Source organism: Cupriavidus laharis, assembly GCF_914271435.1.
Classification (GTDB): domain Bacteria; phylum Pseudomonadota; class Gammaproteobacteria; order Burkholderiales; family Burkholderiaceae; genus Cupriavidus; species Cupriavidus laharis.
This window is the reverse complement of sequence record NZ_CAJZAI010000008.1, coordinates 72,377-96,443: the sequence shown is the minus strand read 5'-3', so window position 1 is coordinate 96,443 and position 24,067 is coordinate 72,377. Positions and strand designations below refer to the sequence as shown.

Sequence of the window (24,067 nt, the reverse complement as noted above, 5' to 3'; positions counted from 1 at the left end):
CCGCCATGCGCGAGTTCGAGCATCCAACGTTGATGGACCAGGCCGAGGCGCTGGCGATTTCCATCGGCCACGCGCTGGACCTGGCGATCGGCGTCAACGGCTGGGCCGTGCTCGCGGTGTCGGGCGGGCGCTCGCCGGTGGCGATGTTCGAGCGCCTGCGCTACCGGCCCGTGCGCTGGGAAGCGGTGACCATCACGCTGGTCGACGAGCGGGCGGTGCCGCCTGACCATCCCGACAGCAATGGTGCGCTCGTGCGCGCGCACCTGCTGCGCGAGGCCGCGGCCAGTGCCGCCTTCGTGCCGCTGATCGCCGACGCCGAAGAGGCCGCCGAGCCGTCGCGCGCGGTGGCGCGCCTGAACCAGGCCTACCGGCAACCCGATGTGGTGGTTCTCGGCATGGGCGAGGATGGGCACACTGCCTCGCTGTTCCCGGATGCGCCCGAACTGCAGACCGCGCTGAGCGATCCCAGGGCGGGCTATCTGGTCACGCATCCCTCGGTCGCACCGCATGCCCGCGTGACGCTGAACCTCGCCGCGCTGCTGGCAGCCGAGCGGGTCTTTCTCGCGGTCGCAGGCGCGGCCAAGGCCGAAGTGCTGGACCGTGCGAAGCAGGGTCCCACGCCAGCCCTGCCGGTCAGCCTGGTGCTGGCCAACCAGCGGCGCGGGTTTGATATCTTCCGTGCGTGAGCGATGCCATGACTGCTTCCGCCGTGTCCGCTGACACTTCCTACCCGCGCCTGCTTGCCGATGTGGGCGGTACCAACGTGCGTTTCGCGCTGGAAACCGCGCCGATGAAGGTCGGCACGGTGACCGCGCTGAAGGTGGCCGACCATCCCTCGCTGGAAGCGGCCATGCGCCACTACCTCGACGGGCTGCGCGCGGCCGGCGCCACGCTGCCGCGCCATGCGGCCATTGGCCTTGCCAACCCGGTCACGGGCGACCGGGTGCGGCTGACCAACCACGACTGGGCTTTTTCGATCGAGGCCACGCGGCAAGCGGTGGGGCTGCAGACGCTGGTGGCCATCAATGACTTCACGTCGCTGGCGCTGGCCTTGCCTTACCTTGGCCCAAACGACCTTGCGCAGGTACGGCCCGGCGAAGCGGTGGCCACCGCGCCGCGCGCGCTGGTAGGGCCCGGCACCGGGCTCGGCGTGTCGGGGCTGGTGCCGTCTACCGCCGGTATCGCGGTGGCGCTGGCGGGAGAGGGCGGCCATATCGAGCTGATGCCCGTGACCGACGACGAGTGGATCGCCTGGCAAGCTGCGCACCGTACGCTCGGGCGCGTGTCGGCGGAGCGGCTGCTGTCGGGCATGGGCCTGTCGCATATCCATGCCGCGCTGTCCGCAGAAACGGGTACGCCCCCGGACGCGCCGCTGACGCCGGAACAGGTGACGAAGGGTGCCTTCGAGCGCCACGATCCGCTTTGCGAGCGCACCATGGCGGTGTTCTTCGGCCTGCTCGGCTCGGTTGCGGCGGACGTGGCGCTGGTGCTGGGCGCGCGCGGCGGCGTCTACCTGGGCGGCGGCATCCTGCCGCGCTTCGTGCCGGCGCTGCAAGCGTCCACGTTCAACGCGCGCTTCGTCGCCAAGGGCCGCATGCAGGGCTATCTCGACAAGCTGCCGGTGTACGTGATCACCGCCAGCTACCCCGCGCTGCCGGGCCTGGCGCGAGCGTTGGCGGATACGCTGCATCACGGCCGGCCACATATCGGATAAGACATGCGCGTGTTGCTGGTGGAAGACGATGCCATGATCGGCGACAGCGTGAAGCTCGCACTGCGCCAGGAAGGGTTTGCCGTGGACTGGGTCCAGGATGGCGAGGCCGGCCTGGCCGCCGCCACGCAGGTGGGCGGACCGGGTGAAGGGGCCTGCTATGACCTGGTCCTGCTCGACCTCGGACTGCCGCGCCGCTCGGGCCTTGATGTGCTGCGCACCCTGCGTGCGCGCGGTGTGTCCACGCCCGTGCTGATCCTGACCGCGCGCGACGCCGTGGCGGATCGTGTGGCGGGGCTCAATGCGGGGGCGGACGATTACCTCGTCAAGCCGTTCGACCTGCAGGAGCTGGCCGCGCGCATGCACGCCCTGGCGCGCCGTGCCGAAGGCCGGGCCGAGCCGGTCCTCAGCTATGGCGCCATTTCGCTGAACCCGGCCACGCGTGAAGTGACGCAGAACGGCGAGCCGGTGCACCTGTCCGCGCGCGAATTTTCGCTGCTGTCGGCGCTGATGGCACGCCCGGGCAAGGTCTGGTCGGTGGCGCAGTTGCAGGAGCGCCTGTACAGCTGGGACGACGAGGTGGGAAGCAACACGGTGGAGGTCTATATCCACGCCCTGCGCAAGAAGTTCGGCGCCGCGCTGATCCGCAATATCCGCGGCGTTGGCTATGTCGTGCCCCGGCTCGAAGAGGAGCCAGGCGACTGATGCGCTCGATCCAGCGAACCCTGCTGTGGTGGCTGGCCGCCGGGCTGCTCGCCGGCATCGCCATCGCGACCGGGCTGATCTACGGCCAGGCCCGGCAGGAAGCCAACGCGCTCTTCGATTACCAGATGAAGCAGGTCGCGGCGGCCCTGCCGAGCCAGTTCGCCGACCCGGTGGCACCGCCGTTCTTCATGGAGGGCGGCGCCGGCACCGACCTGCTGCACGCCGACGAGGACGTGGTCATCCATATCTGGGACGGCTCCGGCCGCAGCCTGTACCTCTCGCACGCGCATCCCGCGCTGCCGGCACGCGCGGAGCTGGGCTTCTCCAACGTCACCACTGCCGAAGGCGAATGGCGGCTCTACAGCATGCAGCTCGGGCCGGCGGTGGTGCAGATCGCGCAGCCCATGAGTGCGCGGCGTACGCTTGCGGCACGCATGGCGCTGCGTACCGTCGCGCCGCTGCTGCTCCTGCTGCCGCTGCTGGCCTGGCTGGTGTGGATGGCAGTGGGGCGCGGGCTGCAGCCCTTGCGCGAGATCGCCACCGAAGTGCGCGCGCGCGATGCCAGCTCGCTCGCGCCGCTGGCTATGCGCCAGATGCCGGACGAGATCGCGCCGCTCAGCGACGCGCTCAACCAGCTGCTGGCGCGCCTGTCGCATGCGCTCGATACCCAGCGCGCATTCGTGGCCGATGCCGCGCACGCGCTGCGCACGCCGCTGACGGCGCTGCAGCTGCAGGCGCAGCTGGTGGAGCGTGCCGATGATCCGCAGGCCCGGCGCGAGGCGGTCCGCAACCTGCGCCAGGGTCTGGAACGTCTGACCCACCTGGTGGCGCAGTTGCTGACGCTGGCGCGCCAGGAGCCAGGCGCGGTTACGTTCCCGCACGAGCCGGTGGACCTGCCGGCGCTTGCCGCCGGCGTGCTGGCGGATATGGCCCAGGCTGCGCTCGACCGCGAAATTGACCTGGGGATGGATGCCGACAGCGTCCCGGCAGCCCGCATACATGGCGATGCCGATGCCCTGCGCATCCTGTTGACCAACCTGATCGACAATGCGCTGGCGTACATTCCGCGCGGCAGCCGCGTCGACATCCTGGTCAGGCAGGCACCGGGCGGCGGCGAGGTGGAGCTGGTGGTCAGCGACAACGGGCCGGGCATTCCCGCAGTGGAGCGCGGACGCGTGTTCGACCGCTTCTACCGCCTGCCCGATGCGCCGACCGGCGGCAGCGGGCTGGGCCTGGCCATCGTCGCCGAGATCGCGCAGTCGCACGGCGCCCGCGTGGCGCTCGAGGACGCGGGTCCGGGCTTGCGTGTGCGCGTGACATTTCCTGCCGCGTAGACGCGGGGGGAGGATTGGGGTGTCGTGCTTGGCGGGCGCCGCTGTTTCGCCGGCGTAGCCGGCGAGTCACTTTCTGTCCGAGCGACAGAAAGTAACCAAAGAACGCGTCGCCTGGCGGCTGGCCATCAACGGTGCGCTTCTATGGTTCGAGCGGCGTTGGTCTCGCGAGACGTGGTAATCGTTCGACCCTGCTACGCATAGTGAGTCAGAACCTGTGCCTGACGTGAACCGGCTTTTGTACGATCCCCAAGTTGGACTCGGGTACAGCGTTCCAACAGCGTCATCGGTGGGACGCCTACGGCTGCGCTGCGCGCACGTCCTATTGATGTTTCCAGAATTCATGACAACGCAAAATATTCGTCGTCCCCGCGCAGGCGGGGACCCAGTGACTTTTGTCCCCCTTCGGGGGACTTGTAAGACGCTGGATTCCCGCCTTCGCGGGAATGACGGTGGTTGCTTTGATGTTGTCGTGAAATAGGGAAAGCTCAATAGTCTGGGTGCGATCTCATCAAGCCTGCTGGCGCTACGGATCTGGATCTTCGTTACCTCGCGCATGGCACATGCGCCAAGCGCATCGCTACTACTGCGTGGTTCGGGTTAGACCTTCGCGCCCAGACTACTGAATGCGCGCAGCGCAGCCGTAGGCGTCCATGCGATATCGCTGTTAGCAGGGACCACTCCGTAATCCGGGTTCGTTCGTACGCCCTGTCCCACCCTATTGACGCGGGGAGTCATACCAACGCGCTTTTGCCTACTTTTGTCGCTCGGACAAAAGTAGGTCGCCGGCTGCGCCGGCGAAACAGCAGCGCCCGCCAAGCACGCCACCCCAATCCTCCCCCGGCCCCCCAATTCGGCGAAGAACCACATTCCATCGCCGCTGCGGCACTGGCCGCCACGCAGAAACGGGTACGCCTGGCCACGACCCGTGTACGCAGAAACAGGTACGCACGCAGAAACGGGTACGCTTTCGAGGTGCCCCGCGTCAGGGACGGGCGGCGTTTGCGCTGTCCGACGCAGTCATTGGTGGCAAGAATTCCCGGTGTCTGGCCGCTTTTTCCTGGCACGCAGAAATGGGTACGCTCTTGCCGGCGCGTATCATCGTGCTGTCCTTCACTCCCGGAATCCCCGCATGCGCGCGATCGGCAATTTCCTCTGGTTCATCCTTGGCGGCGTCTTCATGGGCCTGGCCTGGTGGCTCGCGGGACTGCTGGCCTTCTGCTCGATCGTCGGCATTCCATGGGGCAAGGCCTGCTTCGTGATCGGCAGCTTCACGTTCTTTCCGTTCGGCAAGCAGGCGATCAGCCGGCGCGAACTGAACCAGCGCGACGACATCGGCACCGGTGCGCTGGGCATAGTGGGCAATGTGCTGTGGTTCCTCTTTGCCGGCATCTGGCTGGCGATTGGCCACGTGATGTCGGCCATCGCCTGCTTCGTGACCATCATCGGCATTCCGTTCGCGATCCAGCACCTGAAGCTGGCCGGCATCGCGCTGGCGCCGATCGGGCAGACGGTGGTGAGCAATGAGGTGGCCGAGGCCGCGCGGCGCGAAACGGCGCGCGCGCACGTGGACGGGTTGAGGCGTTAAGCGTCCGCGGACTGATCGTCACGCGCGGCGTGGGCAACCAGCCTGTCGAGCAAGCTGCCCAACAGTGCCTGCTCTTCCGCGCTCAGGCAGCCAAAGATCTCATCGTTGCGCCGGGCAATCATTGCGATGGCCTGCCGGTAGAGCGGCTTGCCCTGCGGCGTCAGTTCCAGCACCACGCCGCGCCCGTCGGCCTCGCTTGCTGACTTGCTGACCAGGCCGCGATCCACCAGCGCCTGCGCGGAGCGGCTCGCCTGTCCCTTGGTCAGGTTGGCCTTCTGCGCGAGCGCGTTGACCGACAGCGGCGCGAACGCACCGATGGCGGCCAGGCAGCGGCCTTCGCTGAGCAGCAGGCCGCATTGCTCGAGATAGGCGTAGGCGCTGTCCTTGTCGCTGAGCTTGTTGACCTGGTGCAGGCGGTAGGTCAGGAACTGGTCCAGGCGGGGCAGGGCTTTCATATCGGATCTTTGCAGGGAAGCGGAACTTTACACCCGCGCCTCGGCTGTTTCGATCAGGGCGAGCACGGGGGGCAGTGCTTCCTGGCGGCTCATCAGGCCCAGGCAGACCATGGCGAGCAGCAGTGGCGCCTTGTCCTGGCCGACGCCGGCCACGGCTTCGCAGAGGCGGGTGTAGGCGAGGTCGAGTTCTTCAGCTTGCATGGCGGGCTCCGTCAGCGGGGGTTTGCAGGAGGGGGGCGAGGACGGCGCAGACTTGCTCCGTTTGCGGCGCGCGCCAGCGCGCGAGCACATAGCCGTCCGGACGGATCACGTAAAGCGTGCCGGCCTGCGCGCCGTAGCGCGCGAAGGCATGGCCATCGGTATCGGCCAGTGCTCCGTTCGGCAGTGTGCTGCCGGCGGGAACGACCACGCGAAGCTGCAGGCCCGTGGCATGCGCCTCCGCAAAGGCCGTCAGATCGGCCGGTGTGGTATCGCCATTGCCATTGCCGAACCACAGCAACGTGAAGACCCGGCCGAAGCAGGCGGTCAGGTGTCCACCGTTCACGCGTGCTTCCGGCGCGGGCATGCCGGGCGCGGCGCCGGGGCAGTCGTTGCCGAAATCCGACGGGCCGTTCAGGGCAGAGCCCGTATACGCGATCGGCGCCGACTGTCGCGGGTTGATCAGCGAGCGTACCGAGGGTTCATCGAGCGCCAGCCGCAGCGTGGCCTCGCGCATCAGGTCGAACGCGAAATTGGGCGGTGCCATGAACTCCGTGCTCTTGGCGCCGTAGGCGATGTTCTGCCGCGTGGCGTGCACGCGCTCGGTGGAGTAGGAATCGAGCAGGCCGGCATCAGCGCGCCCCTTGATGACCCACGCAAGCTTCCAGGCCAGGTTGCCGGCATCATCGAGCCCGGAATTGAGGCCGCGCACGCCGAAGATCGGCACCAGGTGCGCGGCGTCGCCGGCGAACAGCACGCGGCCGTGCCGGTACGCGTCCAGCGTCAGGCACTTGGCGTTGTAGATCGAGATCCACAGCGGTTCCCACGGCTCGGTCTCGCCGATCATGTCGAGGTGGCTCTGCACGCGCGGCAGCACGTTCTCGGGCTTGACGGCGTCGACCGGATTCTCGTCGTCGCGGATCTGGTAGTCGATGCGCCAGACGTCGTCGGGCTGACGGTGCATCAGGATGGTCGAACCGGGATTGGACGGCGGGTCGAACCAGGCCAGCCGCTCCACGTCGCGGTGCGTTTTCTGCACGATATCGACGATGACGTAGCGGCCTTCGTATTGCGTACCTTCCATGCGCAGGCCGAGTTGTTCGCGCACGGTGCTGCGGCCGCCGTCGCAGGCCACCAGCCACTGGGAACGGACCTGGCGTGTGCCCTGCGCGGTCTCGATCTCCACGCTGACGCCGTCGGCATCCTGGCGCACGGCCGTTACGCGCGCACCGAAGCGCACGTCGGCGAGCGGCCCGCAGGCCAGTGCGGCCTGGTGGGCGAAGGCCTCCAGGTAGTACTGCTGGATATTGACCATCGGCGCGAAGCGTTCGCCGGGTTCGCTCGGCATCTGGAAATGCAGCACCTCGGCATCGCGGTAGTAGCTGCGCCCGCCGACCCAGGGCAGGCCCTTGTCGGCGGTGGCCTGGTCGGCACCCACCCAGCCGAGTATTTCCAGCGAGCGGCGCGACATGCAAATGGCGCGGCTGCCCGCGCAGTAGCCGTCATCGGCCTCCACCACCAGTGAAGCGATGCCTTGCCGAGCGAGCAGGGCGCTCAGCGCGAGACCTACCGGGCCGCCGCCGGCAATCAGCACCGGGACGGAAGACGGCCACGGCCGGGATTCGACTGCGGGTGGTGCGGGCAATGCCGTGGAGGCGGGGGAGGAAAGGTCTGGCATGGACAACCTCTGCAATGTAGTTTCTTGCGCAACTATATCGACAAGATAGTTGCGCACGAAACTAGTGTAAACCCCGTAGGTTTTCGTTCGCCTGCCGGTCTCTCGCCTATGCTTTGCCTGAAGCACTTGTCCGGCACCTTGTCCGGCATCTTATCCACCGCCCGCCATGCCTTCGGTTCCTTCAGAAGCCGCTCCACGCCTGCACTGGCTGCCCGCGCCCGGGAGTTGGCAATATCACCTGCTGCTCGGTGCGGCGGGCATGCTGGTGCTTGGGCCGCTGGGCGGGATCGCCGCGGCATACATGAACTTCTCGCTCGGCTTCTTCGTGGGCGGGCAGGTGCTGGCCGGCATCCTCGGCTCGGTGGTGACCTGCGGCTACGGTGCGCCGGGCCGGCACGGCGCCAACTACATCCAGACGGCGGCGGCGTCGGTGGCCGGCATGGGCGGCATGGCCGTGGTGATCCAGGCGATGCGCTGGCTGGGCCTGGCACAGCCGCCGCTATGGCAGCTCGTGGCGTACATGCTGTGCATCGGCATGTACGGTGTCGGCGTCGGCATGCTGTACACGCCGCTGCTGGTGGACCGCATGCAGCTGACCTTTCCGTCCGGCCTGGCGGTGGCCAATATCCTTCGGGCACTGACCGATCCGCTGCTATTGCGCCGCTCGGTGTCGCGCCTGGCTGGCGGCATGGCGGTCGGGCTGGCAAGCGGCCTCTGGGTGGCCAGGCTGGCGCCGCTGGCGGCGCTCGATGTGTCGGCTTCGACCTTCGGGGCCGGGATGATTGTCGGCGCGCGCATCGGCATTGCGGCATTGACGGGCGGCCTGGCGGGCTGGGCCATGACTCCGACTTTCGTCTCGATCGGCTGGCTGGCGCCGGGCGAGCCGTTTCGCAAGATCACCTTCCTGATCGCGCTGGGCATGATCGTGGGCGCCGCGTTGGTGGATGTCTCGCTGCTGCTGGTGCGTGCGGGACGGCAGTGGCGGGCCGGCCCGGCGCCCGCGACGCCGCAAGCCGACGGGCCCGGCATGCGCTGGGTGGCGGCATGGGTGCTGCTGTGGGGCGCGGCGGTGGTGGCAGCGGGCGTAGCCTGGTTCGGGCAGCCGGTGGGTTACCAGCTCATGGCGGTGATGCTGGTGCTGGTATTCGCGCTCGTGAACGGCATTTCGGTAGGCATGGTGGACCAGAACCCGATCTCGTCGGCGTTCGTGCTGTGCGTGATCCTGATGGCGGCGGCCGGGCTGCGCGCACCGCATGTCGGCCTGATCGCCGCGACCGTGCTGCTGGTGTCCACCGCCGAGGCCTGCGACATGCAGCAGGACCGCTCCACCGGCTGGCGCCTCGGCAGCCGCCGCATGGTGCAGTTCGGCTACCAGGTGGCGGGGATCATCGTCGGCGCGTTGCTTGCCGTGGCGCTGGCGCGGCTGTTCATGCAGGCGTACCCGGTGCTGGCGCTGGACCAGACCACGCTCACGGCCGACCAGCAGCCGGCGCGCTGGACCTCCGCGATGACCTACAAGATCGTCGGCATACTGCGCGGGCTGGCCGAGGCGCGCGGCTACCAGCACCTTGCCGTGATCATCGGGGTGGCAATTGGCCTTGTGACGGAAGTGCTGCGCAAGGCGCTGCGGGCGCATGCCGGGTATCTGCGGTTCGCGCAGTCCGGCAGAGCGGGCAAGGCGGTCGATTTCGCGCTGGACGCCGTCCTCCTGCCTTCACCCTATGCCTCGTCGTTCGGCGGATTCGTCAACCTGCCCGCCGCGGCCTGGATGGCGGCGGGGGGCGTCGTGGCAAGCCTGACGGAGCGGTTCGGCGCACGACGGCCGAGCCGGTCCCTGCCGGAAGACATGAGCACCACGTCGCTCGTCGGCGGCGGGATGATTGCCGGCGATGCGCTCGCCGCGCTGACTATTGGCATGGCGGGACTGCTGGCGGTCACAGGCGGCTGAATGTCAAAATTTATTGACGCTTCTGTCCAATATCGAATGGATTGTCAAACCAAATGGCGCGCGTACCATTGCGCCCATACAGTCGAACTGGCTTGACCGGAGAACCACCATGGCCCTTGACCAAGAATCCTTTGCCCTGCTGCGCGCCTCGGTGCAGCGCTTCATCGACGAACGCCTGAAGCCGGCCGAAGACACGCTCGAAGAGATCGACGACGTGCCGGCGGACATCGTTGCCGACATGAAGGAAATGGGCCTGTTCGGCATCTCCATTCCCGAAAACTACGGCGGCATCGGCCTGTCGATGTCGCAGGAATGTGACGTGGTGTACGACCTGGGCCACACCGCGTTCGCGTTCCGTTCGGTATTCGGCACCAACGTCGGCATCGGCTCGCAAGGCATCCTGATGGATGGCACCGAAGAACAGAAGCAGGCCTACCTGCCGAAGATCGCCAGCGGCGAGCTGATCATCTCGTTCGCGCTGACCGAGCCGAATGCCGGTTCCGATGCCGCATCGCTGCAGACCAAGGCGGAGCTCGACGGCGACCACTACGTCATCAACGGCACCAAGCGCTTCATCACCAACGCCCCGCGTGCCGGCGCCTTCACGCTGATGGCACGCACGGGCGGCTCGGGTGCATCGGGCATCTCGTCGTTCATCGTGCCGGCCGACACCCCGGGTATCTCGCTGGGCAAGCCGGACAAGAAGATGGGCCAGCGCGGGACCAAGACCTGCGACGTGGTGCTGGAAAACGTGCGCGTGCCGGCCGCCAACATCATCGGCGGCGTGCCCGGCGTGGGCTTCAAGACGGCGATGAAAGTGCTCGACCGCGGTCGCCTGCATATCTCGGCGCTGGCCTGCGGCATGGCGCACCGCCTGATCACCGACGCGGTGGCCTATGCCAAGGAGCGCAAGCAGTTTGGCAAGCCGATCGGCGACTTCCAGCTGATCCAGGCCATGCTGGCCGACAGCCAGGCCGAGCTGTACGCGGGCCTGTCGATGGTGCGCGATTGCGCGCAGCGCTATGACGCCAAGCCGGCCGGCAAGAGCGACCCCGAAGTCAGCATGCTGGCTTCGTGCACCAAGATGTTCTGTACCGAAATGGTGGGCCGCGTGGCTGACCGCGCGGTGCAGATCCATGGCGGCGCGGGCTACATTGCCGAATACAAGGCCGAGCGCTTCTATCGCGACGTGCGCCTGCTGCGCTTGTACGAAGGCACCACGCAGATCCAGCAGCTGATCATTGCCAAGCAACTGCTGCGCGACTGATGGCAGCCACGGCAGCGGGGCGCGACATGGGCAGCCTTCCGGATGGCCGCGGCACGCGCCGCCTGCGCGCCGTGGTGGCTACCTACCGGCCGGACTTTCCGGCTTATACGCTGGCGGTGTCGCCGGCCGAACTGATGGCGCTCAGCGCCATGCCCGGCGACCTGGCGGCAGCGCGCGACCCGCGTGCGCACGCTCACCTGGAGCGTCTGCGCGAAGACGTGCATGACAGCGGCATTGCCCTGCCCGGGGCGATCGTGGTGGCCGTGAGCGGCGGGCGCATGCATTGCGAATGCGACCACCTGTATGCGCTGGAAATGCGTCCGCAGGCCGGAGACCGGCTGATCGTGATCGACGGCTATGAGCGTCTGCTGGCACTCGCCCATGGCGCGCGCCGCGACTGCAAGACGCTGGTGTCGGCGGTGTTGTGGCACACCGCGATGCAACGAGCGGCAACCATGTGGGCGACTGATGCGCGAGAGGCGGCCGACAGTGCGATGGTGCAGTCAGCGGCCGCGCGCTGGGCCAACGCAGCGCGTGTCTGGCACTGAGTGAAAGTGAAGGGAACATGCCGCCAACCGGCGGCATGTCTGTTGTCCTGGGACCGTTTGCGCCGGCGCCGGGCGCCTCAGTCCGCCGGCCAGACGCTGTCCACGTCCCGCAGCAGGTGTCCGGCGAGGATGTAGTCGCCAAGCCGCGTGGCCCGGGCTTCGAGATCGAGCAGTTCGTGGTCCGTCAGCGCGCCGAGATCGAACTGGCAATACAGGTTGCGTTGCCTGAACGTCTTCTTGGGTTTGGCCAGGCCCTCGACCAACGCTTCGCGCGAGCGTACGGCGACGCTTTCCTGGCCGCGATACTGTACCTTGATGCCGCGCTTTTCCCCGAGCCTGCCGAGTTCGACGGCGTCCTGCCATCCGGTCTCGTAGTCCAGCTCCAGCGCCAGCACACCTTCCGTGGCGAGAAGCCGGAGCGCTTCTGCCTTGCTGCCAGCCCGCACGTTTGACATCCACACCTCTTGTCTCTACTTATACTGTACGAATATACAGTCAACGCCAGGGCACGGCAAGGGGCGTGCCCGGTTCTGGCGCCCGGAAGCCGGCGCGTCGGGCCATTCTGGCCCGGCTCCTTTTCGCTTGCGTGACAGCGTCTACGGACGTGCCGCAGGCGCCTCGCCCGCGGCACCACCATCCAGCGCCGGCACGGCACTGAAATCGCCCGCGTAGACCTGCGACAGCCCGGTTGGGTGCACGTACTTGCGGATCGCCGCATTCACCGCTTCGGGCGTGGCTGCGCGCAGGCGTGCTTCCAGTTCCTCGGTGTAGGCCATGGTGCGGCCGAGGTAGAGCTGGTTGGCCAGCGCGCCGGCCAGCGCGCCGTCGCTGCTGCGGCTGACCATGCCCTGCTGCAGGATGCCGCTGACCGCTTCGGACAGCTCCGCGGCATTGACGCCCTCGCGCACGAAACGCTCCAGCTCCTCGGCTACGGCACGCTGCAGGCGCGCCAGGTTCTGCGGCGCGTACTGCGCCTGCAGGCCGAAGCGGCCGGCGCGGTCCAGTGCGCCCACATTCACCCAGCTCGATGCGCCGTAGCTGAGCCCTTCTTTCTGCCGCAGGCGGTCGGCCAGGCGGCTGCGCAGCGTGCCGCCGCCGAACACGCGGTTGGCGATCAGCATCAGCGCGTAGTCGGGGTGGTCGCTGACCAGGTCAATCGGTTCGGCCGCGAGGTAGACCGCATTGGCCTTGCCCGGCGTGGCCAGCGTGAAATCGGCCGGCGTAATCGCGACGAAGGGTCTTTCCACCCGCGCAAAGGGCTGCTGTGCACGCCAGTCGCCGAACAGTTCGCCGGCCTGGGCGGCGGCGGCATCGGCATCGAAGTCGCCGACAAGGCCGAGCTGCGCATGGTCGGTACCATAGAAGCGTGCGTGGAAATCCCGCACCTGTTCCAGCGTGGCGGCCTTGAGCGCGGCGATGCTTTCATCGAAGGTGGCCGCGTGGCGCGGGTCGCCGACGGGATAGGGGTCGCCATGGCGGCCCAGCGCATCGGAGGCCATCACGCCGGGCTGCCGCCGCACGCTCTCGATATCGGCAAGAGTCGTGCTGCGCAGCGTTTCGAACTCCGCTTCGGGAAAGGTCGGCGCTCGCAGCAGGTCGCGCAGCAGCGCGAGCAGCGCGGGCAGTTGCTCGCGCCGCGTCTCGAAGCTCACGACCACGCGCTCGGCGCTGCCCGAAACCGACACGCGTGCGCGCAAGGCCTCGATGCGGTCGGCGATCTGCAAGCGATCCATGGTGCCCGCACCGCGCTTGAGCATCGATGCGGTCAGGCCGCCCACGGTCGTCAGGCCCTGCAGGCTTTGCAGGTCGCCCATGCGCACAATCAGCGTGCCGTTGACCACGCCGCCGCGCGTGGGTTTGGGCAGCAGCGCCAGCTGCATGCCGTTGGCCAGGGTCTGGCGCCGGGTGTGGGCCTCGATATTGGCCGGGCTCGGATCAAATGCCGGTACGGCGGCCAGCGCGGGCTTGCCCTGGTAGCCACGTACCTGCTCGGCCACGTCAGGTGCCGCGGGAATCTGCGCGCGCAGCGGCTTGTCCTGCGGCACGAACAGCCCCACCGTACGGTTCGACGCCTGGAAGTAGTTGAGCGCGACGCGCTGCACGTCTTCGAGCGTCACGGTCTCGATGCGGTCGCGGGCGATCAGGAACAGGCGCCAGTCGCCCTTGGCGATGGCTTCCGACAGCGCAATGCCGAGTGCGCCCGGGTCGTTCATGTAGTGCTCGTAGGCGTTGCGCATGCGTACGCGCGCGCGTTCGAGCTCGTCCTGCGTGACCGGCGCCTCGGCAAAGCCTTCGACCTGCGTGAGCAGCGCCGCGCGCGCCGCCGCCATCGGCTGGTCCTTCGCGGTTTCGGCCATGAAGAGTAGCGTACCCGGATCCTTCATTGCACTGAACGAGGTGCCGACCGAGGTGGCCTTCTTCTGTTCCACGAGTGCCTTGTACAGGCGCCCGCCCGGCGTGTCGCCGAGGATGATGGTCAGCATCGACAACGCCGTCGTGTCGGGGTGTGCGCCGGCACTGACGTGGTACTGCGCCGCCACCAGCCCGCTGTCGCCGGGCCGCATTACGACCAGTTCGCGCGCGCCTTCCTGCGGCGGCTCCACGGTATGCTCGGGCGGCAGCACGCGCGCCGGGCGCGCGATCGGGCCGAAATAGCGCTCAATGCGCGCGAGCGTCCAGGCCGGATCGAACTTGCCGGCTACCACCAGCACCGCGTTGTCGGGCTGGTAGTAGCGGCGGTAGAACGCGCGCAGGTTGTCGATGCTGACCTGTTCGACATCGCTGCGCGCGCCGATCGGTGCCTTGCCATAGTTGTGCCAGCGGAACGAGGCGGACATCATCTGCTGGATCAGCATGCGCGCGGGGCTGTTCTCGCCCATCTCCATCTCGTTGCGCACCACCGTCATCTCGCTGTCCAGGTCGGCGCGCGAGACGAAACTGTTGACCATGCGGTCGGCCTCCATGCGCAGCGCCCAGTCCAGGTTGTCGTCGCTCGCGGTGAAGGTCTCGAAGTAGTTGGTGCGGTCCTGCGCCGTGGTGCCGTTGGAAGACATGCCGCGCCGCGCGAACTCGGTCGGGATGCCCTTGCCCGGCAGCGAAGGCGTGCCCTTGAACAGCAAGTGTTCGAGCAGGTGCGCCATGCCGGTTTCGCCGTAGTTTTCGCGGCGGCTACCCACCAGGTAGGTCATGTTGACCGTGGTGGTCGGCTTGGCCGCATCGGGCGCCAGCACGATGCGCAGGCCGTTGGGCAGCCGGTACTCGGTGATGCCCTCGACCGAGGTGACCTCGACCGCGCTTGCACTTGCCTGGACAGTGCTGGCCGGAGCGGCGGCTGCGGCGCCTGGCAAGCCAATCCACAACAGGCCCGCAAGGGCGAGCGAGCAGGTCAGCGGAAGCGGGGTGGCAGGGCGCATGGGGTCTCCGGGAGGCAACGAAGGCAGGTGATTCTAGCCGTACTCCGTTATGCTAACTGTGCTCCAATGCACGGTCGCCGGCCACAGGGGAATGTCCGAATTCAGCGGGTGCATGCGCGCGTGAAGCGGTAGCATGACTGCATGGAACTCGATCCCGACACCTGCTACAAGGCCGTGGCCTCGCACGACCGGCGCTTCGACGGCCGATTCTTCGTCGGCGTGTCGTCGACGGGCATTTACTGCCGGCCCGTGTGCGCGGTGCGTACCCCGAAGCGCGAGAACTGCACCTTCTACGAAAGCGCCGCGGCTGCCGAGAAGCATGGCTTCCGTCCATGCCTGCGCTGTCGCCCCGAACTCGCGCCCGGCCACGGGCTGGCCGATATCTCGGGCCGCCTCGCACAGGCCGCCGCCACGCTGATCGACGAAGGCTTCATGGCCGATGCCGGCGTGGCCGCGCTGGCCGCCCGCATCGGCGTGACCGAACGGCACCTGCACCGTCTGTTCACGGCGCAGTTCGGCGTGTCGGTGTTGGAGTACGTGCAGACGCAGCGCCTGCTGCTGGCCAAGCGGCTGCTGACCGACACCGCGCTGCCCGTGACCGAAGTGGCGCTGGCCGCGGGCTTCGGCAGTGTGCGCCGCTTCAACGACGTGCTGCGCACGCGCTACGGCCTGACGCCCATGGCATTGCGCAAGCGGGCGTCGGACGGCGTGGCCGACCGGCTGGTATTCGAGCTGGGCTACCGGCCGCCCTTCGCATGGGACGCGCTGCTCGGCTTCCTCGCAGTGCGCGCGGTGGATGGCATCGAGCAGGGCCATGACGGCGCCTATGCCCGCACGCTCGCGGTGGAGGGCGGCGGCGTCGTGCATCGCGGCTGGGTGCGCATCGACCATGTGCCCGCGCGGCTGGTGCTGCGCGTGACCCTGTCGGCCTCGCTCGCGCGCGTGATCCCGCAGGCGCTGGGCAAGGTGCGCCGGCTGTGCGACCTCGGCTGCCGGCCCGATATTGTCGACCGCCACCTCGGCGAGCTGGCCGGCGATGTGCCGGGCATGCGCCTGCCGGGCAGTGTCGATGGTTTCGAGATCGCGGTGCGCGCCGTGATCGGCCAGGTGATTTCGGTGGTGCAGGCGCGGCGCATCCTGGCGCGGCTCGCGCAGGCGGCGGGCGATGCCTTGCCGGCCCCGGCCATGCCCATCGACGGGTACGCGCCGCTGCAGCACTGTTTTCCGTCGGCCGCGGCGCTGGCCGCCTTGTCCGACGCGGCCATGGCTGCGGCCGGCGTGTCGCCGGGCAAGGCGCGCACGCTGCGCGCGCTCGCGCAGCGCGTCGCCAGCGGTGCGTTGCTGCTGGAGCCGCATACGGCGCCCGAACAGGCCGTGGCCGCGCTGCGCGAAGTCGACGGGATCGGCGACTGGACGGCGCAATACGTCGCCATGCGCGCGCTCGGCTGGCCCGATGCGTTCCCGGGCACCGACTATGCGCTGCGCAAAGTGCTCGGCGTGAACACGGCGCGTGCCATGCAGGCCCGCACCGCGCAGTGGGCACCGTGGCGCGCGTACGCTGCCATCCACCTGTGGCATCGCTATGAAGCGATGAAAGCGCAGGGCGACGGCGCAGTGGTACCTTTGGCCGACGTGATGCCTGCCAATTGCGATAACGATATCGAGGTGACGACATGACCAGCTACCGACTGATCGACAGCCCGCTCGGCGCCATGCTGCTGCGCGCGGATGGCGGCTTCCTGACGGGCGTCTATTTCGAAGGGCAGAAGTACTATCCGCACGGCGCCGTGCCCGGGGCCGTGCCCGAAAGCGCCGCGCGCGTGTTCGACGCTGCGGCCGCGCAGATCGCGGCCTACTTCGACGGATCGCTCGAAACGTTCGCGGTGCCGCTGCGGCTGCTCGGCACCGGCTTCCAGACGCGAGTGTGGGAGGCGCTGCGCGCCATTCCGTTCGGAGAGACCCTGTCCTACGGTGAACTGGCCGGACAGCTCGGTTTGCCGCCTGGCCACGCCCGCGCAGTCGGCGGTGCGGTGGGGCGCAATCCGCTGTCGGTGATCGTGCCGTGCCATCGCGTACTCGGCGCGGGCGGGGACCTGACCGGCTACGCGGGTGGCACCGACCGCAAGCGCGCGCTGCTCCGGCTCGAAGGCCACGCGGCGGCGGCACGCCTGCCGATCATGCAGCAGTCCGCACTCGCGTTCGCCTAGGCGCGACAGCGCAGCCAGCGTGGACCGCCTGTTCATTGCCGTGGAATCGCCGCGCGCGGTCGCGGCGCATCTGGTGGGACTTGTGCCGGCCGCGAGCGGCATTCGCCCCACTCCGGTGGCGCAGGTGCATCTGACCTTGCGCTTCCTGGGGGAGTGCGATGCGGAGCAGGCCGGCCGCATCACTGCCGCGCTCGACACCATACGCGCAGAGGAATTCACACTGCGCGTGGCAGGCGCCGGCCGTTTCCGCGGCCAGCAGGGCAGCGTGCTGTGGGCCGGCCTCGCGCCTTGCCTGGCGCTCGATGCGCTCTACGCGGCCGTGACCGATGCGCTGAAATCCGCAGGCATCGCGCCTGAACGACGGCATTTCCGCGCGCACCTGACACTCGCGCGCTGCCGTCCCACGGTACCTGATGCCTTGCTGCGCGACTGGGTGGCCGCGCACCGCGAGCTTGCCGTGCCGCCCTGGCAGGCGCATCGCTTCGTGCTGTTCGAGAGCCGCCTGGATCAACAGGGCGCGACGCACGCTGTGACAGGAACCTGGCCCCTCATCGCTCCCGACGACGCGCCCACAACGGCCAGCGTACCCGTTTCTGCGTGACGCGAACCGCGCGCCGCAGCGCGAAAGCGGCTCAAACGCTACCCCCCGGAAGTCTGTGCTCAAGTTTTGCCACAGAATGCCGAAGCCCATGCCATGAGTCTTGCCGTCGAATGCAGCGTCCCCTTAATATGCGGCGCTCGGCCGCAAGCCGATCCTGGCCCGACGCCCTTCTCGCTGCGTGCGGTGCGCTGCCATTCTGATGTTGCGTGATTCCATGAGCCTCCAAGATTCCTCCGACGCCACCCAAGCCGGATCCGGCCCGCAAGACGATATCGATGCGGAGGCAGGCGCGGCGCAGCCGGACGAGCGCTACCGGCTCACCCATACATCGCAGATCGGCACGGTGCTGCGCGACCTGTCCTGGCAGAAGTGCCTGATCACGGTGCGCACGCGTACCGGCCATCAGTTCGTGACCTCGATCCTGCACATGGACCCGGTCAACCGGACGTTCATCTTCGACTGGTGCAATGCCGATGCCGAGCGCCAGTCGCTGATGACATCGGACGAGAATGCGTTCTCGGGCCTGCTCCGCGGCGTGCCGGTCAACTTCGTGGCCGGCCGCCCGTCGGCCACGCGCCACGAGGGCGGCCCGGCCTTCGTCGCGGCGTTTCCCGAGAAGCTCTATCACTTCCAGCGCCGCCGGCATTTCCGCGCGCGCACGCTGATGACCAAGGGCTATCGTTGCGAGATCCGCAGCCCGGACAACAGCGTGCTGGCGCTCGACATCGCCGACCTGTCGCTGTCCGGCGTTGGCCTGCGCTCCAAGACCGTGGGCGAGGACCGGCTGCCGGTCGGCACCACGGTGAGCCGCTGCCGGCTGGATTTCCGCGAGCTTGGCAAGCTCGATATCGACCTCCAGGTCGTGGGCCACTGGCTGGTCGGCAATGACGACAGCGCGATCCACCACTACGGCTGCGCCTTCGTCAACCCGGACGGCCGCATGGAGAACTTCCTGCAGCGTCTGGTGTTCTCGCTGGAGCTTGCGCTCCGCGGCTGAAGCACGGCGGTTTACGCTACATTCCCCGCTCATGTCCCGGCACCGCGCTTACGGTGCCATGACGACAAGGAGCGTGAACATGACCCAGAGCGGTTCGGCCCCGGCGGGCACACAGGCTGCCGGCGCCATGGCGGCGGACTACCTGATCATTGGCGGCGGCATTGCCGGCGCCTCGCTGGCCTACTGGCTGGCGCCGGCCGGCCGTGTCATCGTGCTCGAGCGCGAGGCGCAGCCTGGCTACCACGCTACCGGCCGCTCGGCCGCGCTCTATCTCGAAAGCTACGGCACGCCGCAGGTGCGCGGCCTGACCATGGCCAGCCGCGCCTTTTTCGACGCGGTGCAGGCCAGCGGGTTTGCCGGCCATCCCGCGTTGTCGCCGCGCGGCGCCATGATGCTCGCGCTGCCGGGCGAACAGGACCAGCTCGATGAACACTGGGAAGTGCTGCGCGCGCTTGGCGCGCGGGCACAGCGGCTGGACCGCGCCGCGGCCTGTGCGTGCGTGCCGGTGCTGCGCCCCGGGAAGGTGCTCGGCGCGGTGCTGGAGCCCGATGCCGCCGACATCGACGTCAACACCCTGCACCAGGGCTACCTGCGCGGCTTGCGCCAGCATGGCGGCACGCTGGTGTGCGATGCCGAAGCGACCGCCATCGAACGGCGCAACGGCCGCTGGCACGTACGTGCGGGCCATGGCGACTATAACGCTCCGGTGCTCATCAACGCCGCAGGCGCGTGGTGCGATACGGTCGCCGCCATGGCCGGCGTGCGGGCCATCGGCCTGCAGCCTTGCCGGCGCTCCGCCTTTGTCTTTGCGCCGCCGGCAGGCATGGATGTGTCGCGCTGGCCGATGTTCTACGGCTTCGACGAGACCTGGTACGTAAAGCCCGACGCCGGCATGCTGCTGGGCTCGCCGGCCAACGCGGACCCGGTCGCACCGCACGATGTGCAACCCGAGGAGCTGGATATCGCCACGGGCATCCACAACATCGAGGCGATGACCACGCTGTCGATCCGCCGTCCCGCCCGCACCTGGGCCGGGCTGCGTTCTTTCGTGGCCGATGGTGATCTCGTCGGCGGCTTCGATCCGCAGGCGGAAGGGTTCTTCTGGGTGGCGGCGCAGGGCGGCTACGGCATCCAGACCTCGGCCGCCATGGGCGAAGCCTGCGCCGCGCTGGCACAGGGCCGGCCGCTGCCGCAGCGGATCGCGGATTTCGGCCTGACCGAGGCCATGCTGAGCCCGGCCAGGCTGTTCAAGCCGTGATCAGGACGTGATGAGGCGGCCGATGGCCGCGGCGGCTTCGCGCATCGGCGGCAGCAGCCGCGTCACCATCTCCGCCTCCGTCACCTTGGCTGCGCGCACGCTCACGCTGATGCCCGCCAGCACGATGCCGGCGGCCGAGCGTACCGGCACCGCCATCGCGCGCAGGCCCGGTTCGAGTTCTTCATCGACGATCACGTAGTCCAGTTCCCTGGCCCGCTCGAAGCAGCTCTCCAGTTCCTGTCGCGACACCTTGGTCTGCAGCGTGCGCGGGCGCAGGTCGGCATGCTCGAAGAAGCCGTCGAGCACCGACGCCGGCTGGTGCGCGAGCAGCAGGCGGCCATTGGACGTGCAATAGGCCGGCAGCCGGCTGCCCATGCCGAGCGAGTAGTTGACGACGCGCTGCACTTCCGAGCGCACCAGGTAGAGGATGTCGGTGCCGTCCAGGATGGCGAGCGTACAGGTCTCGTGGATGCGCGCGCTCAGGTTGTCGAGGATCGGCTGCGACAGCGAGACCATCGACGTGGACGAGAAATACGCATGCCCCAGGTGCAGCACGCGCGGGCGCAGCGCAAACTGCCCGTCCTGCTGGCTCACGTAGCCGAGCTGCTCGAGCGTGTACAGGCAGCGGCGCACCGATGCACGCGACAGCTGCGTGCGCTGCGCCACCTGCGAGATCGTGAGCGGGCGCTTGCGTTCGGAAAACGCTTCGAGCACGGTCAGGCCGCGCGCGAGCGACAACATGAAGTTCGGGTCGCCGGAAAAGCTGCCGAGCAGGTCGGCCTGGTGGCGGGCAACTCGGACGGTATCGGCCTGGGCCTGGCCAATACCAAGGGGGCGGGTAGTCTCCATTGCAGCTTGATTTGTTCGATAATCGCGCAATCTTAAACGGAGTTGGCGCTGCAGGCCAGTGGTTTTGCAGGGAGGGGATGCTGGTGCTTCTCTTTGCTTCAGTGCCGTTATGGGCTGGCCGCGCCGGTCTTCGTCAGAGCTTTTGCTGCGCTGCGAGAGCGAGGATCTTCGCCCAGCGCCGCGCGTGGGTGCGCGTGGGCATGGGGATTTGCCAGAGCGGCCGGGCATTGTGTTCGAGCCGCAGGGCCAGTGCCCAGGCGCCGGCTTTCAAGACTGGCTCAGCGCCGGCGATGTCGGCGAAGATGAAGCGCGATTGCGCGTCGCCAAGCGCCACCATGCCGAGCTTGCGCTCCGCATCGACGCGCAGGCTGCCCCACGTGCCATCGAGCGACAGGATGCGCTCGCCCTGGATGCGCACGCCATGGATGGCGCGCCAGCGCCGCACGCCGTCGGCGACCAGTGCGGCCAGCAGCGCCGCGGCGAGAGCGACGGCGCCGGCGCCGGCAAGGGTGCCGAATGCGCCGGCGACGGCATGGTAGAGACGGACGTACCCGTAGATCAGGGCACCGATAACGGCAAGGCCGAGCAGGATGAAGGGCACGTACGGGTCCGGCGTGTGCCGGGCGCGCTGCCCGGCGGTCAAAGCAGGAATTCTACCGGCGACCCGATGACCCGGCGGCGCCCCTCAGTCCGGCGGATCAGAACTTGTGTCGCACCCCCACGGCTACGCCGATCATGTTGCTTTGCCCGGTGCCAAGCAGCTAGCTGTTGCCGAGCGACAGGCTATTGCCGCATGGAGCCGCGCAGAAGCGTTGCCTGCTCACGACAGTCGCCGGCCAAGCGTCTCGGGCACCATCGCCAGTCCGATCAGCGAGACCAGGCCGCAGCCGATCAGGTAGAACGCCGGCGCATTCGGACTGCCTGTCATGTGGATGAGCACGGTCGAGAACAGCTGGGCGAAGCCGCCGAATACCGCGATGGCCACGTAGTAGGTCACCGCCATGCCGGTGGCGCGCATGCGCTGGGGCAGCACCTCGCTGACCAGCACCAGCGTGGCGGGCGAGGTCATCGCCATCGGGATGGCCAGGCAGCCGACCACCACCAGCAGGCAGGTCAGGGAGGGGAAGGCATTGATCAGGACGAAGGCCGGGTACGCCATGATCAGCAGCGCCACGCGCGACCACAACACGATGGTGCGGCGCCCGAACCGGTCGCTCATCCAGCCGGCGATGGGGCCGAAGACCACCATCATGGCCGCGGCGACAAAGCCTGCCCAGACCGCGTCGCCACGCGGGATGTTGAGCTGGAAGGCGGCGTAGTTGGGCAGGTAGTAGGCGATCAGGTGCACCGCGGCGGCCAGGCCGGTCATCAGCAGCACGCTGGCCACCAGTTCGTGCCAGTGCTGCCGCATCAGTTGCCAGCCACCGGCGGCTGCCTTCTTGCGGGCGGGCGGCTCCAGCGTTTCTTCCAGGCGGCGACGAATGACCTGGCCGACAGGAATCACCAGGATTCCGATCAGGAATGCGACGCGCCAGCCCCAGTGCTCCAGCGCATCCGGGCTCAGGGAATGGCTGAGCGCGAGCGCCACTAGCGCGGCAAAGACAGCGGCAATACCCTGGCTGGCGGTCTGCCAACTGGTGTAGAAGCCACGCGAGCGTTCGTCCGCATACTCCATCAGCATCGCGGTGGCCGAGCCCATCTCGCCGCCGATCGCGAAGCCCTGCACGAGCCGCGCCACGATCATCAGGATCGGGGCCATGATGCCGAGCTGCACGTACGGCGGCGTTACCACCAGGATCAGTGCGCTGAAGGCCATCAGCCACATCGACAGCAGCACCGCGGGCTTGCGGCCGTAGCGGTCGGCATAGGCACCGATCACCAGGCCGCCGAGCGGGCGCATCAGGTAGCCCGCGCCGAAGGTGCCGAAGGACAGCAGCAACTGGCCGAGCGGGTTGCCCACGGGAAAGTAGAGCGGAATGATCAGCGTGGCGAAGAAGTTGTAGACGCCGGAGTCATACAGCTCCAGCGCGCCGCCGATGGTGATGGCCGTAATGGCCGATGCCTTCGACATGGGTTTGTGCTGGCCGGCGTCCCGGGCGGCGACCGGAGGGTGGGACGGTGCCACCATGGTGGTCGGATCAATGGGCATGGCTTGTCTCCTGGCGTGGCGGGCCCCTTTCGGAGGCCGCGCCTTGCCTGAGGTAATGTTTTTGACGTTCGCGGCCACTGGGCTCGCGGATCACGGGGCGGGGGTGCCGGGTCCGGCCGCGGCATCTCGTCCGGGCCGGGTTGCGTTGCGGAGGCTTATTCCAGGTGGAATCCCGTCTGCTTGATGGCCAGCGCCCATCTCTTCTGCTCGGCGGCCATGAAGGTCGCGAACTGGTCAGGCGAGCTGCTGCTGGCCGGTTCATATCCCTGGCTGACCAACTGCTGGCGCACGCCTGGCGCATTGAGCGCTTTCTCGATCTCCTTGCCCAGCAGCGCAACGATCTCCTTGGGCGTGCCGGCCGGGGCCACGAGCCCGTACCATTCGCTCGCCTCGATGCCGGGGAAGCCCGCCTCCGCCATGGTCGGGACATCCGGGAACAGGGGCAGGCGCTGCTTGCTTGCCACGGCAATGCCCTTGAGCTGGCCGCCCTTCACGAACGGCATCACCGCCGGCACGCCGTGGAACATCATGTGGATATGGCCGCCGACCATGTCGGTGAGCGCCTGCGGACCGCCCTTGTAAGGCGCGTGGACGATATTGACGCCGGCCATCTCCTTGAAGACCTCGCAGACCACGTTCTGCTGCGTGCCAGGTCCCACCGACGCGTAGCTGAGCTTGCCGGGCTCGGCCTTCGCACGGGCGACGAGTTCCTTGACCGAGCCTGCGATGGAGGGATTGACCACCAGCATGTAAGGCGAACTCGCCATCAGCCCGAGCGGCGCGAAGTCCTTGCCCAGGTCAAACGGCAGGTTCTTGTGCAGGCTCGCGTTGATGGCCATCGGTGCGCTGGCGACCAGCAGCGTGTAGCCATCGGGCGCCGCCTTGGCCCCCAGGCCGGCGCCAATATTGCCGGTCGCGCCGGGACGGTTGTCGACCACGAACTGCTGGCCCAGGCTCGCCGTCATCTTTTCGGCTACGGTGCGTGTGACGGTATCGACGCCGCCGCCGGCCGGCCAAGGCACGATGATGCGGACTGGGTGGTTCGGGTAGCCGCCCTGGGCCAGGGCGCTGGCGGCACAGGCGGCGAGCGCAACGGCGCCCAGGGTATGGCCGACGCGGTGCAGTACGGATTTCATGACTTGTCTCCTCGTTGTCGTTGAGCGG

At 68.2% G+C, this 24,067-nt stretch carries 22 protein-coding genes; 13 read left to right on the top strand and 9 right to left on the bottom strand.

Features of this window, described 5'->3' with window-relative positions; all coding sequences use genetic code 11:
- Window positions 1-5 precede the first annotated feature (5 nt).
- The 5 genes from pgl to LDO29_RS17095 all read left to right on the top strand — a co-directional run bounded on the left by pgl (window position 6) and on the right by LDO29_RS17095 (window position 5,335).
- Window positions 6-686, top strand: coding sequence for a 6-phosphogluconolactonase (gene pgl, locus LDO29_RS17115; RefSeq protein ID WP_224080988.1), 681 nt, complete (start codon window positions 6-8; stop codon window positions 684-686).
- Window positions 687-694: 8 nt separating this feature from the next.
- The gene (locus LDO29_RS17110) at window positions 695-1,714 is read left to right on the top strand and encodes a glucokinase (protein ID WP_224080987.1); all 1,020 of its coding nucleotides are present in this window, start codon (window positions 695-697) and stop codon (window positions 1,712-1,714) included.
- Window positions 1,715-1,717: 3 nt separating this feature from the next.
- Window positions 1,718-2,416: a response regulator gene (locus LDO29_RS17105; protein WP_224080986.1), complete on the top strand. Its 699-nt coding sequence runs from the start codon at window positions 1,718-1,720 to the stop codon at window positions 2,414-2,416.
- Window positions 2,416-3,750 (top strand): sensor histidine kinase, encoded by a 1,335-nt coding sequence (locus tag LDO29_RS17100; protein ID WP_224080985.1) that lies wholly within the window; start codon window positions 2,416-2,418, stop codon window positions 3,748-3,750. The genes LDO29_RS17105 and LDO29_RS17100 overlap by 1 nt, the downstream gene beginning before the upstream one ends.
- Window positions 3,751-4,879: 1,129 nt before the next feature.
- Entirely contained in the window at window positions 4,880-5,335 is a 456-nt protein-coding gene (locus tag LDO29_RS17095; protein ID WP_224080984.1) for a YccF domain-containing protein, read from the top strand.
- Here the strand turns inward: LDO29_RS17095 and LDO29_RS17090 are convergent.
- Genes LDO29_RS17090 through LDO29_RS17080 form a run of 3 tightly spaced genes read right to left on the bottom strand, consistent with a single transcriptional unit; the run spans window position 5,332 to window position 7,666 of the window.
- On the bottom strand, window positions 5,332-5,790 hold the full coding sequence (locus LDO29_RS17090; RefSeq protein WP_224080983.1) for a MarR family winged helix-turn-helix transcriptional regulator: 459 nt from the start codon (window positions 5,788-5,790) through the stop codon (window positions 5,332-5,334). The genes LDO29_RS17095 and LDO29_RS17090 overlap by 4 nt on opposite strands.
- 27 nt (window positions 5,791-5,817) lie before the next feature.
- Entirely contained in the window at window positions 5,818-5,991 is a 174-nt protein-coding gene (locus LDO29_RS17085) for a hypothetical protein (protein ID WP_224080982.1), read from the bottom strand.
- Window positions 5,981-7,666 carry an FAD-dependent oxidoreductase gene (locus tag LDO29_RS17080; protein ID WP_224080981.1) on the bottom strand — a complete coding sequence of 562 codons (1,686 nt, stop codon included), beginning with the start codon at window positions 7,664-7,666 and terminating at the stop codon, window positions 5,981-5,983. The genes LDO29_RS17085 and LDO29_RS17080 overlap by 11 nt, the downstream gene beginning before the upstream one ends.
- Window positions 7,667-7,832: 166 nt before the next feature.
- On the opposite strand from LDO29_RS17080, the gene LDO29_RS17075 reads away from it, so the two are divergent.
- The 3 genes from LDO29_RS17075 to LDO29_RS17065 all read left to right on the top strand — a co-directional run bounded on the left by LDO29_RS17075 (window position 7,833) and on the right by LDO29_RS17065 (window position 11,429).
- Window positions 7,833-9,614 (top strand): OPT/YSL family transporter, encoded by a 1,782-nt coding sequence (locus LDO29_RS17075; protein WP_224080980.1) that lies wholly within the window; start codon window positions 7,833-7,835, stop codon window positions 9,612-9,614.
- A 109-nt stretch (window positions 9,615-9,723) separates the two neighbouring features.
- Window positions 9,724-10,881, top strand: coding sequence for an acyl-CoA dehydrogenase family protein (locus LDO29_RS17070; RefSeq protein WP_224080979.1), 1,158 nt, complete (start codon window positions 9,724-9,726; stop codon window positions 10,879-10,881).
- Window positions 10,881-11,429, top strand: a complete 549-nt coding sequence (locus LDO29_RS17065; protein ID WP_224080978.1) for a hypothetical protein — start codon at window positions 10,881-10,883, stop codon at window positions 11,427-11,429. Before LDO29_RS17070 ends, LDO29_RS17065 begins: the two co-directional genes overlap by 1 nt.
- Window positions 11,430-11,506: 77 nt before the next feature.
- On the opposite strand, the gene LDO29_RS17060 is transcribed toward LDO29_RS17065, so the two are convergent.
- Together LDO29_RS17060 and LDO29_RS17055 are read right to left on the bottom strand one after the other, a co-directional pair.
- Entirely contained in the window at window positions 11,507-11,884 is a 378-nt protein-coding gene (locus LDO29_RS17060) for a PHA-granule associated protein 4 (RefSeq protein ID WP_224080977.1), read from the bottom strand.
- Between the two features lie 141 nt (window positions 11,885-12,025).
- Window positions 12,026-14,842 (bottom strand): M16 family metallopeptidase, encoded by a 2,817-nt coding sequence (locus LDO29_RS17055; protein WP_224080976.1) that lies wholly within the window; start codon window positions 14,840-14,842, stop codon window positions 12,026-12,028.
- Window positions 14,843-14,983: 141 nt separating this feature from the next.
- Between LDO29_RS17055 and LDO29_RS17050 the strand changes: the two genes are divergently transcribed.
- The 5 genes from LDO29_RS17050 to LDO29_RS17030 all read left to right on the top strand — a co-directional run bounded on the left by LDO29_RS17050 (window position 14,984) and on the right by LDO29_RS17030 (window position 19,905).
- Window positions 14,984-16,519: an AlkA N-terminal domain-containing protein gene (locus LDO29_RS17050; protein WP_224080975.1), complete on the top strand. Its 1,536-nt coding sequence runs from the start codon at window positions 14,984-14,986 to the stop codon at window positions 16,517-16,519.
- Window positions 16,516-17,049: a methylated-DNA--[protein]-cysteine S-methyltransferase gene (locus tag LDO29_RS17045; RefSeq protein ID WP_224080974.1), complete on the top strand. Its 534-nt coding sequence runs from the start codon at window positions 16,516-16,518 to the stop codon at window positions 17,047-17,049. The genes LDO29_RS17050 and LDO29_RS17045 overlap by 4 nt, the downstream gene beginning before the upstream one ends.
- 19 nt (window positions 17,050-17,068) lie before the next feature.
- Window positions 17,069-17,650 carry an RNA 2',3'-cyclic phosphodiesterase gene (gene thpR / locus LDO29_RS17040; protein WP_224080973.1) on the top strand — a complete coding sequence of 194 codons (582 nt, stop codon included), beginning with the start codon at window positions 17,069-17,071 and terminating at the stop codon, window positions 17,648-17,650.
- A 214-nt stretch (window positions 17,651-17,864) separates the two neighbouring features.
- Window positions 17,865-18,647 (top strand): flagellar brake protein, encoded by a 783-nt coding sequence (locus LDO29_RS17035; RefSeq protein WP_224080972.1) that lies wholly within the window; start codon window positions 17,865-17,867, stop codon window positions 18,645-18,647.
- A 79-nt stretch (window positions 18,648-18,726) separates the two neighbouring features.
- Window positions 18,727-19,905, top strand: coding sequence for an NAD(P)/FAD-dependent oxidoreductase (locus LDO29_RS17030; RefSeq protein ID WP_290369586.1), 1,179 nt, complete (start codon window positions 18,727-18,729; stop codon window positions 19,903-19,905).
- Here the strand turns inward: LDO29_RS17030 and LDO29_RS17025 are convergent, their stop codons facing one another.
- The 4 genes from LDO29_RS17025 to LDO29_RS17010 all read right to left on the bottom strand — a co-directional run bounded on the left by LDO29_RS17025 (window position 19,906) and on the right by LDO29_RS17010 (window position 24,039).
- Window positions 19,906-20,754 (bottom strand): IclR family transcriptional regulator domain-containing protein, encoded by an 849-nt coding sequence (locus LDO29_RS17025; protein ID WP_224080971.1) that lies wholly within the window; start codon window positions 20,752-20,754, stop codon window positions 19,906-19,908. It abuts the gene before it with no gap.
- A gap of 133 nt (window positions 20,755-20,887) precedes the next feature.
- Window positions 20,888-21,355, bottom strand: coding sequence for a hypothetical protein (locus tag LDO29_RS17020; RefSeq protein ID WP_224080970.1), 468 nt, complete (start codon window positions 21,353-21,355; stop codon window positions 20,888-20,890).
- Between the two features lie 219 nt (window positions 21,356-21,574).
- The gene (locus LDO29_RS17015; protein ID WP_224080969.1) at window positions 21,575-22,903 is read right to left on the bottom strand and encodes an MFS transporter; all 1,329 of its coding nucleotides are present in this window, start codon (window positions 22,901-22,903) and stop codon (window positions 21,575-21,577) included.
- Between the two features lie 155 nt (window positions 22,904-23,058).
- A complete protein-coding gene (locus LDO29_RS17010) occupies window positions 23,059-24,039 on the bottom strand; it encodes a tripartite tricarboxylate transporter substrate binding protein (protein ID WP_224080968.1) in 981 nt (326 codons plus the stop codon).
- Window positions 24,040-24,067 lie beyond the last annotated feature (28 nt).

Bases quoted from the DNA above. Each gene is read 5' to 3' on its own strand.
- pgl (WP_224080988.1), top strand. From the start codon at position 6: ATGCGCGAGTTCGAGCATCCAACGTTGATGGACCAGGCCGAGGCGCTG.
- LDO29_RS17110 (WP_224080987.1), top strand. From the start codon at position 695: ATGACTGCTTCCGCCGTGTCCGCTGACACTTCCTACCCGCGCCTGCTT.
- LDO29_RS17105 (WP_224080986.1), top strand. From the start codon at position 1,718: ATGCGCGTGTTGCTGGTGGAAGACGATGCCATGATCGGCGACAGCGTG.
- LDO29_RS17100 (WP_224080985.1), top strand. From the start codon at position 2,416: ATGCGCTCGATCCAGCGAACCCTGCTGTGGTGGCTGGCCGCCGGGCTG.
- LDO29_RS17095 (WP_224080984.1), top strand. From the start codon at position 4,880: ATGCGCGCGATCGGCAATTTCCTCTGGTTCATCCTTGGCGGCGTCTTC.
- LDO29_RS17090 (WP_224080983.1), bottom strand. From the start codon at position 5,790: ATGAAAGCCCTGCCCCGCCTGGACCAGTTCCTGACCTACCGCCTGCAC.
- LDO29_RS17085 (WP_224080982.1), bottom strand. From the start codon at position 5,991: ATGCAAGCTGAAGAACTCGACCTCGCCTACACCCGCCTCTGCGAAGCC.
- LDO29_RS17080 (WP_224080981.1), bottom strand. From the start codon at position 7,666: ATGCCAGACCTTTCCTCCCCCGCCTCCACGGCATTGCCCGCACCACCC.
- LDO29_RS17075 (WP_224080980.1), top strand. From the start codon at position 7,833: ATGCCTTCGGTTCCTTCAGAAGCCGCTCCACGCCTGCACTGGCTGCCC.
- LDO29_RS17070 (WP_224080979.1), top strand. From the start codon at position 9,724: ATGGCCCTTGACCAAGAATCCTTTGCCCTGCTGCGCGCCTCGGTGCAG.
- LDO29_RS17065 (WP_224080978.1), top strand. From the start codon at position 10,881: ATGGCAGCCACGGCAGCGGGGCGCGACATGGGCAGCCTTCCGGATGGC.
- LDO29_RS17060 (WP_224080977.1), bottom strand. From the start codon at position 11,884: ATGTCAAACGTGCGGGCTGGCAGCAAGGCAGAAGCGCTCCGGCTTCTC.
- LDO29_RS17055 (WP_224080976.1), bottom strand. From the start codon at position 14,842: ATGCGCCCTGCCACCCCGCTTCCGCTGACCTGCTCGCTCGCCCTTGCG.
- LDO29_RS17050 (WP_224080975.1), top strand. From the start codon at position 14,984: ATGGAACTCGATCCCGACACCTGCTACAAGGCCGTGGCCTCGCACGAC.
- LDO29_RS17045 (WP_224080974.1), top strand. From the start codon at position 16,516: ATGACCAGCTACCGACTGATCGACAGCCCGCTCGGCGCCATGCTGCTG.
- LDO29_RS17035 (WP_224080972.1), top strand. From the start codon at position 17,865: ATGAGCCTCCAAGATTCCTCCGACGCCACCCAAGCCGGATCCGGCCCG.
- LDO29_RS17030 (WP_290369586.1), top strand. From the start codon at position 18,727: ATGACCCAGAGCGGTTCGGCCCCGGCGGGCACACAGGCTGCCGGCGCC.
- LDO29_RS17025 (WP_224080971.1), bottom strand. From the start codon at position 20,754: ATGGAGACTACCCGCCCCCTTGGTATTGGCCAGGCCCAGGCCGATACC.
- LDO29_RS17015 (WP_224080969.1), bottom strand. From the start codon at position 22,903: ATGCCCATTGATCCGACCACCATGGTGGCACCGTCCCACCCTCCGGTC.
- LDO29_RS17010 (WP_224080968.1), bottom strand. From the start codon at position 24,039: ATGAAATCCGTACTGCACCGCGTCGGCCATACCCTGGGCGCCGTTGCG.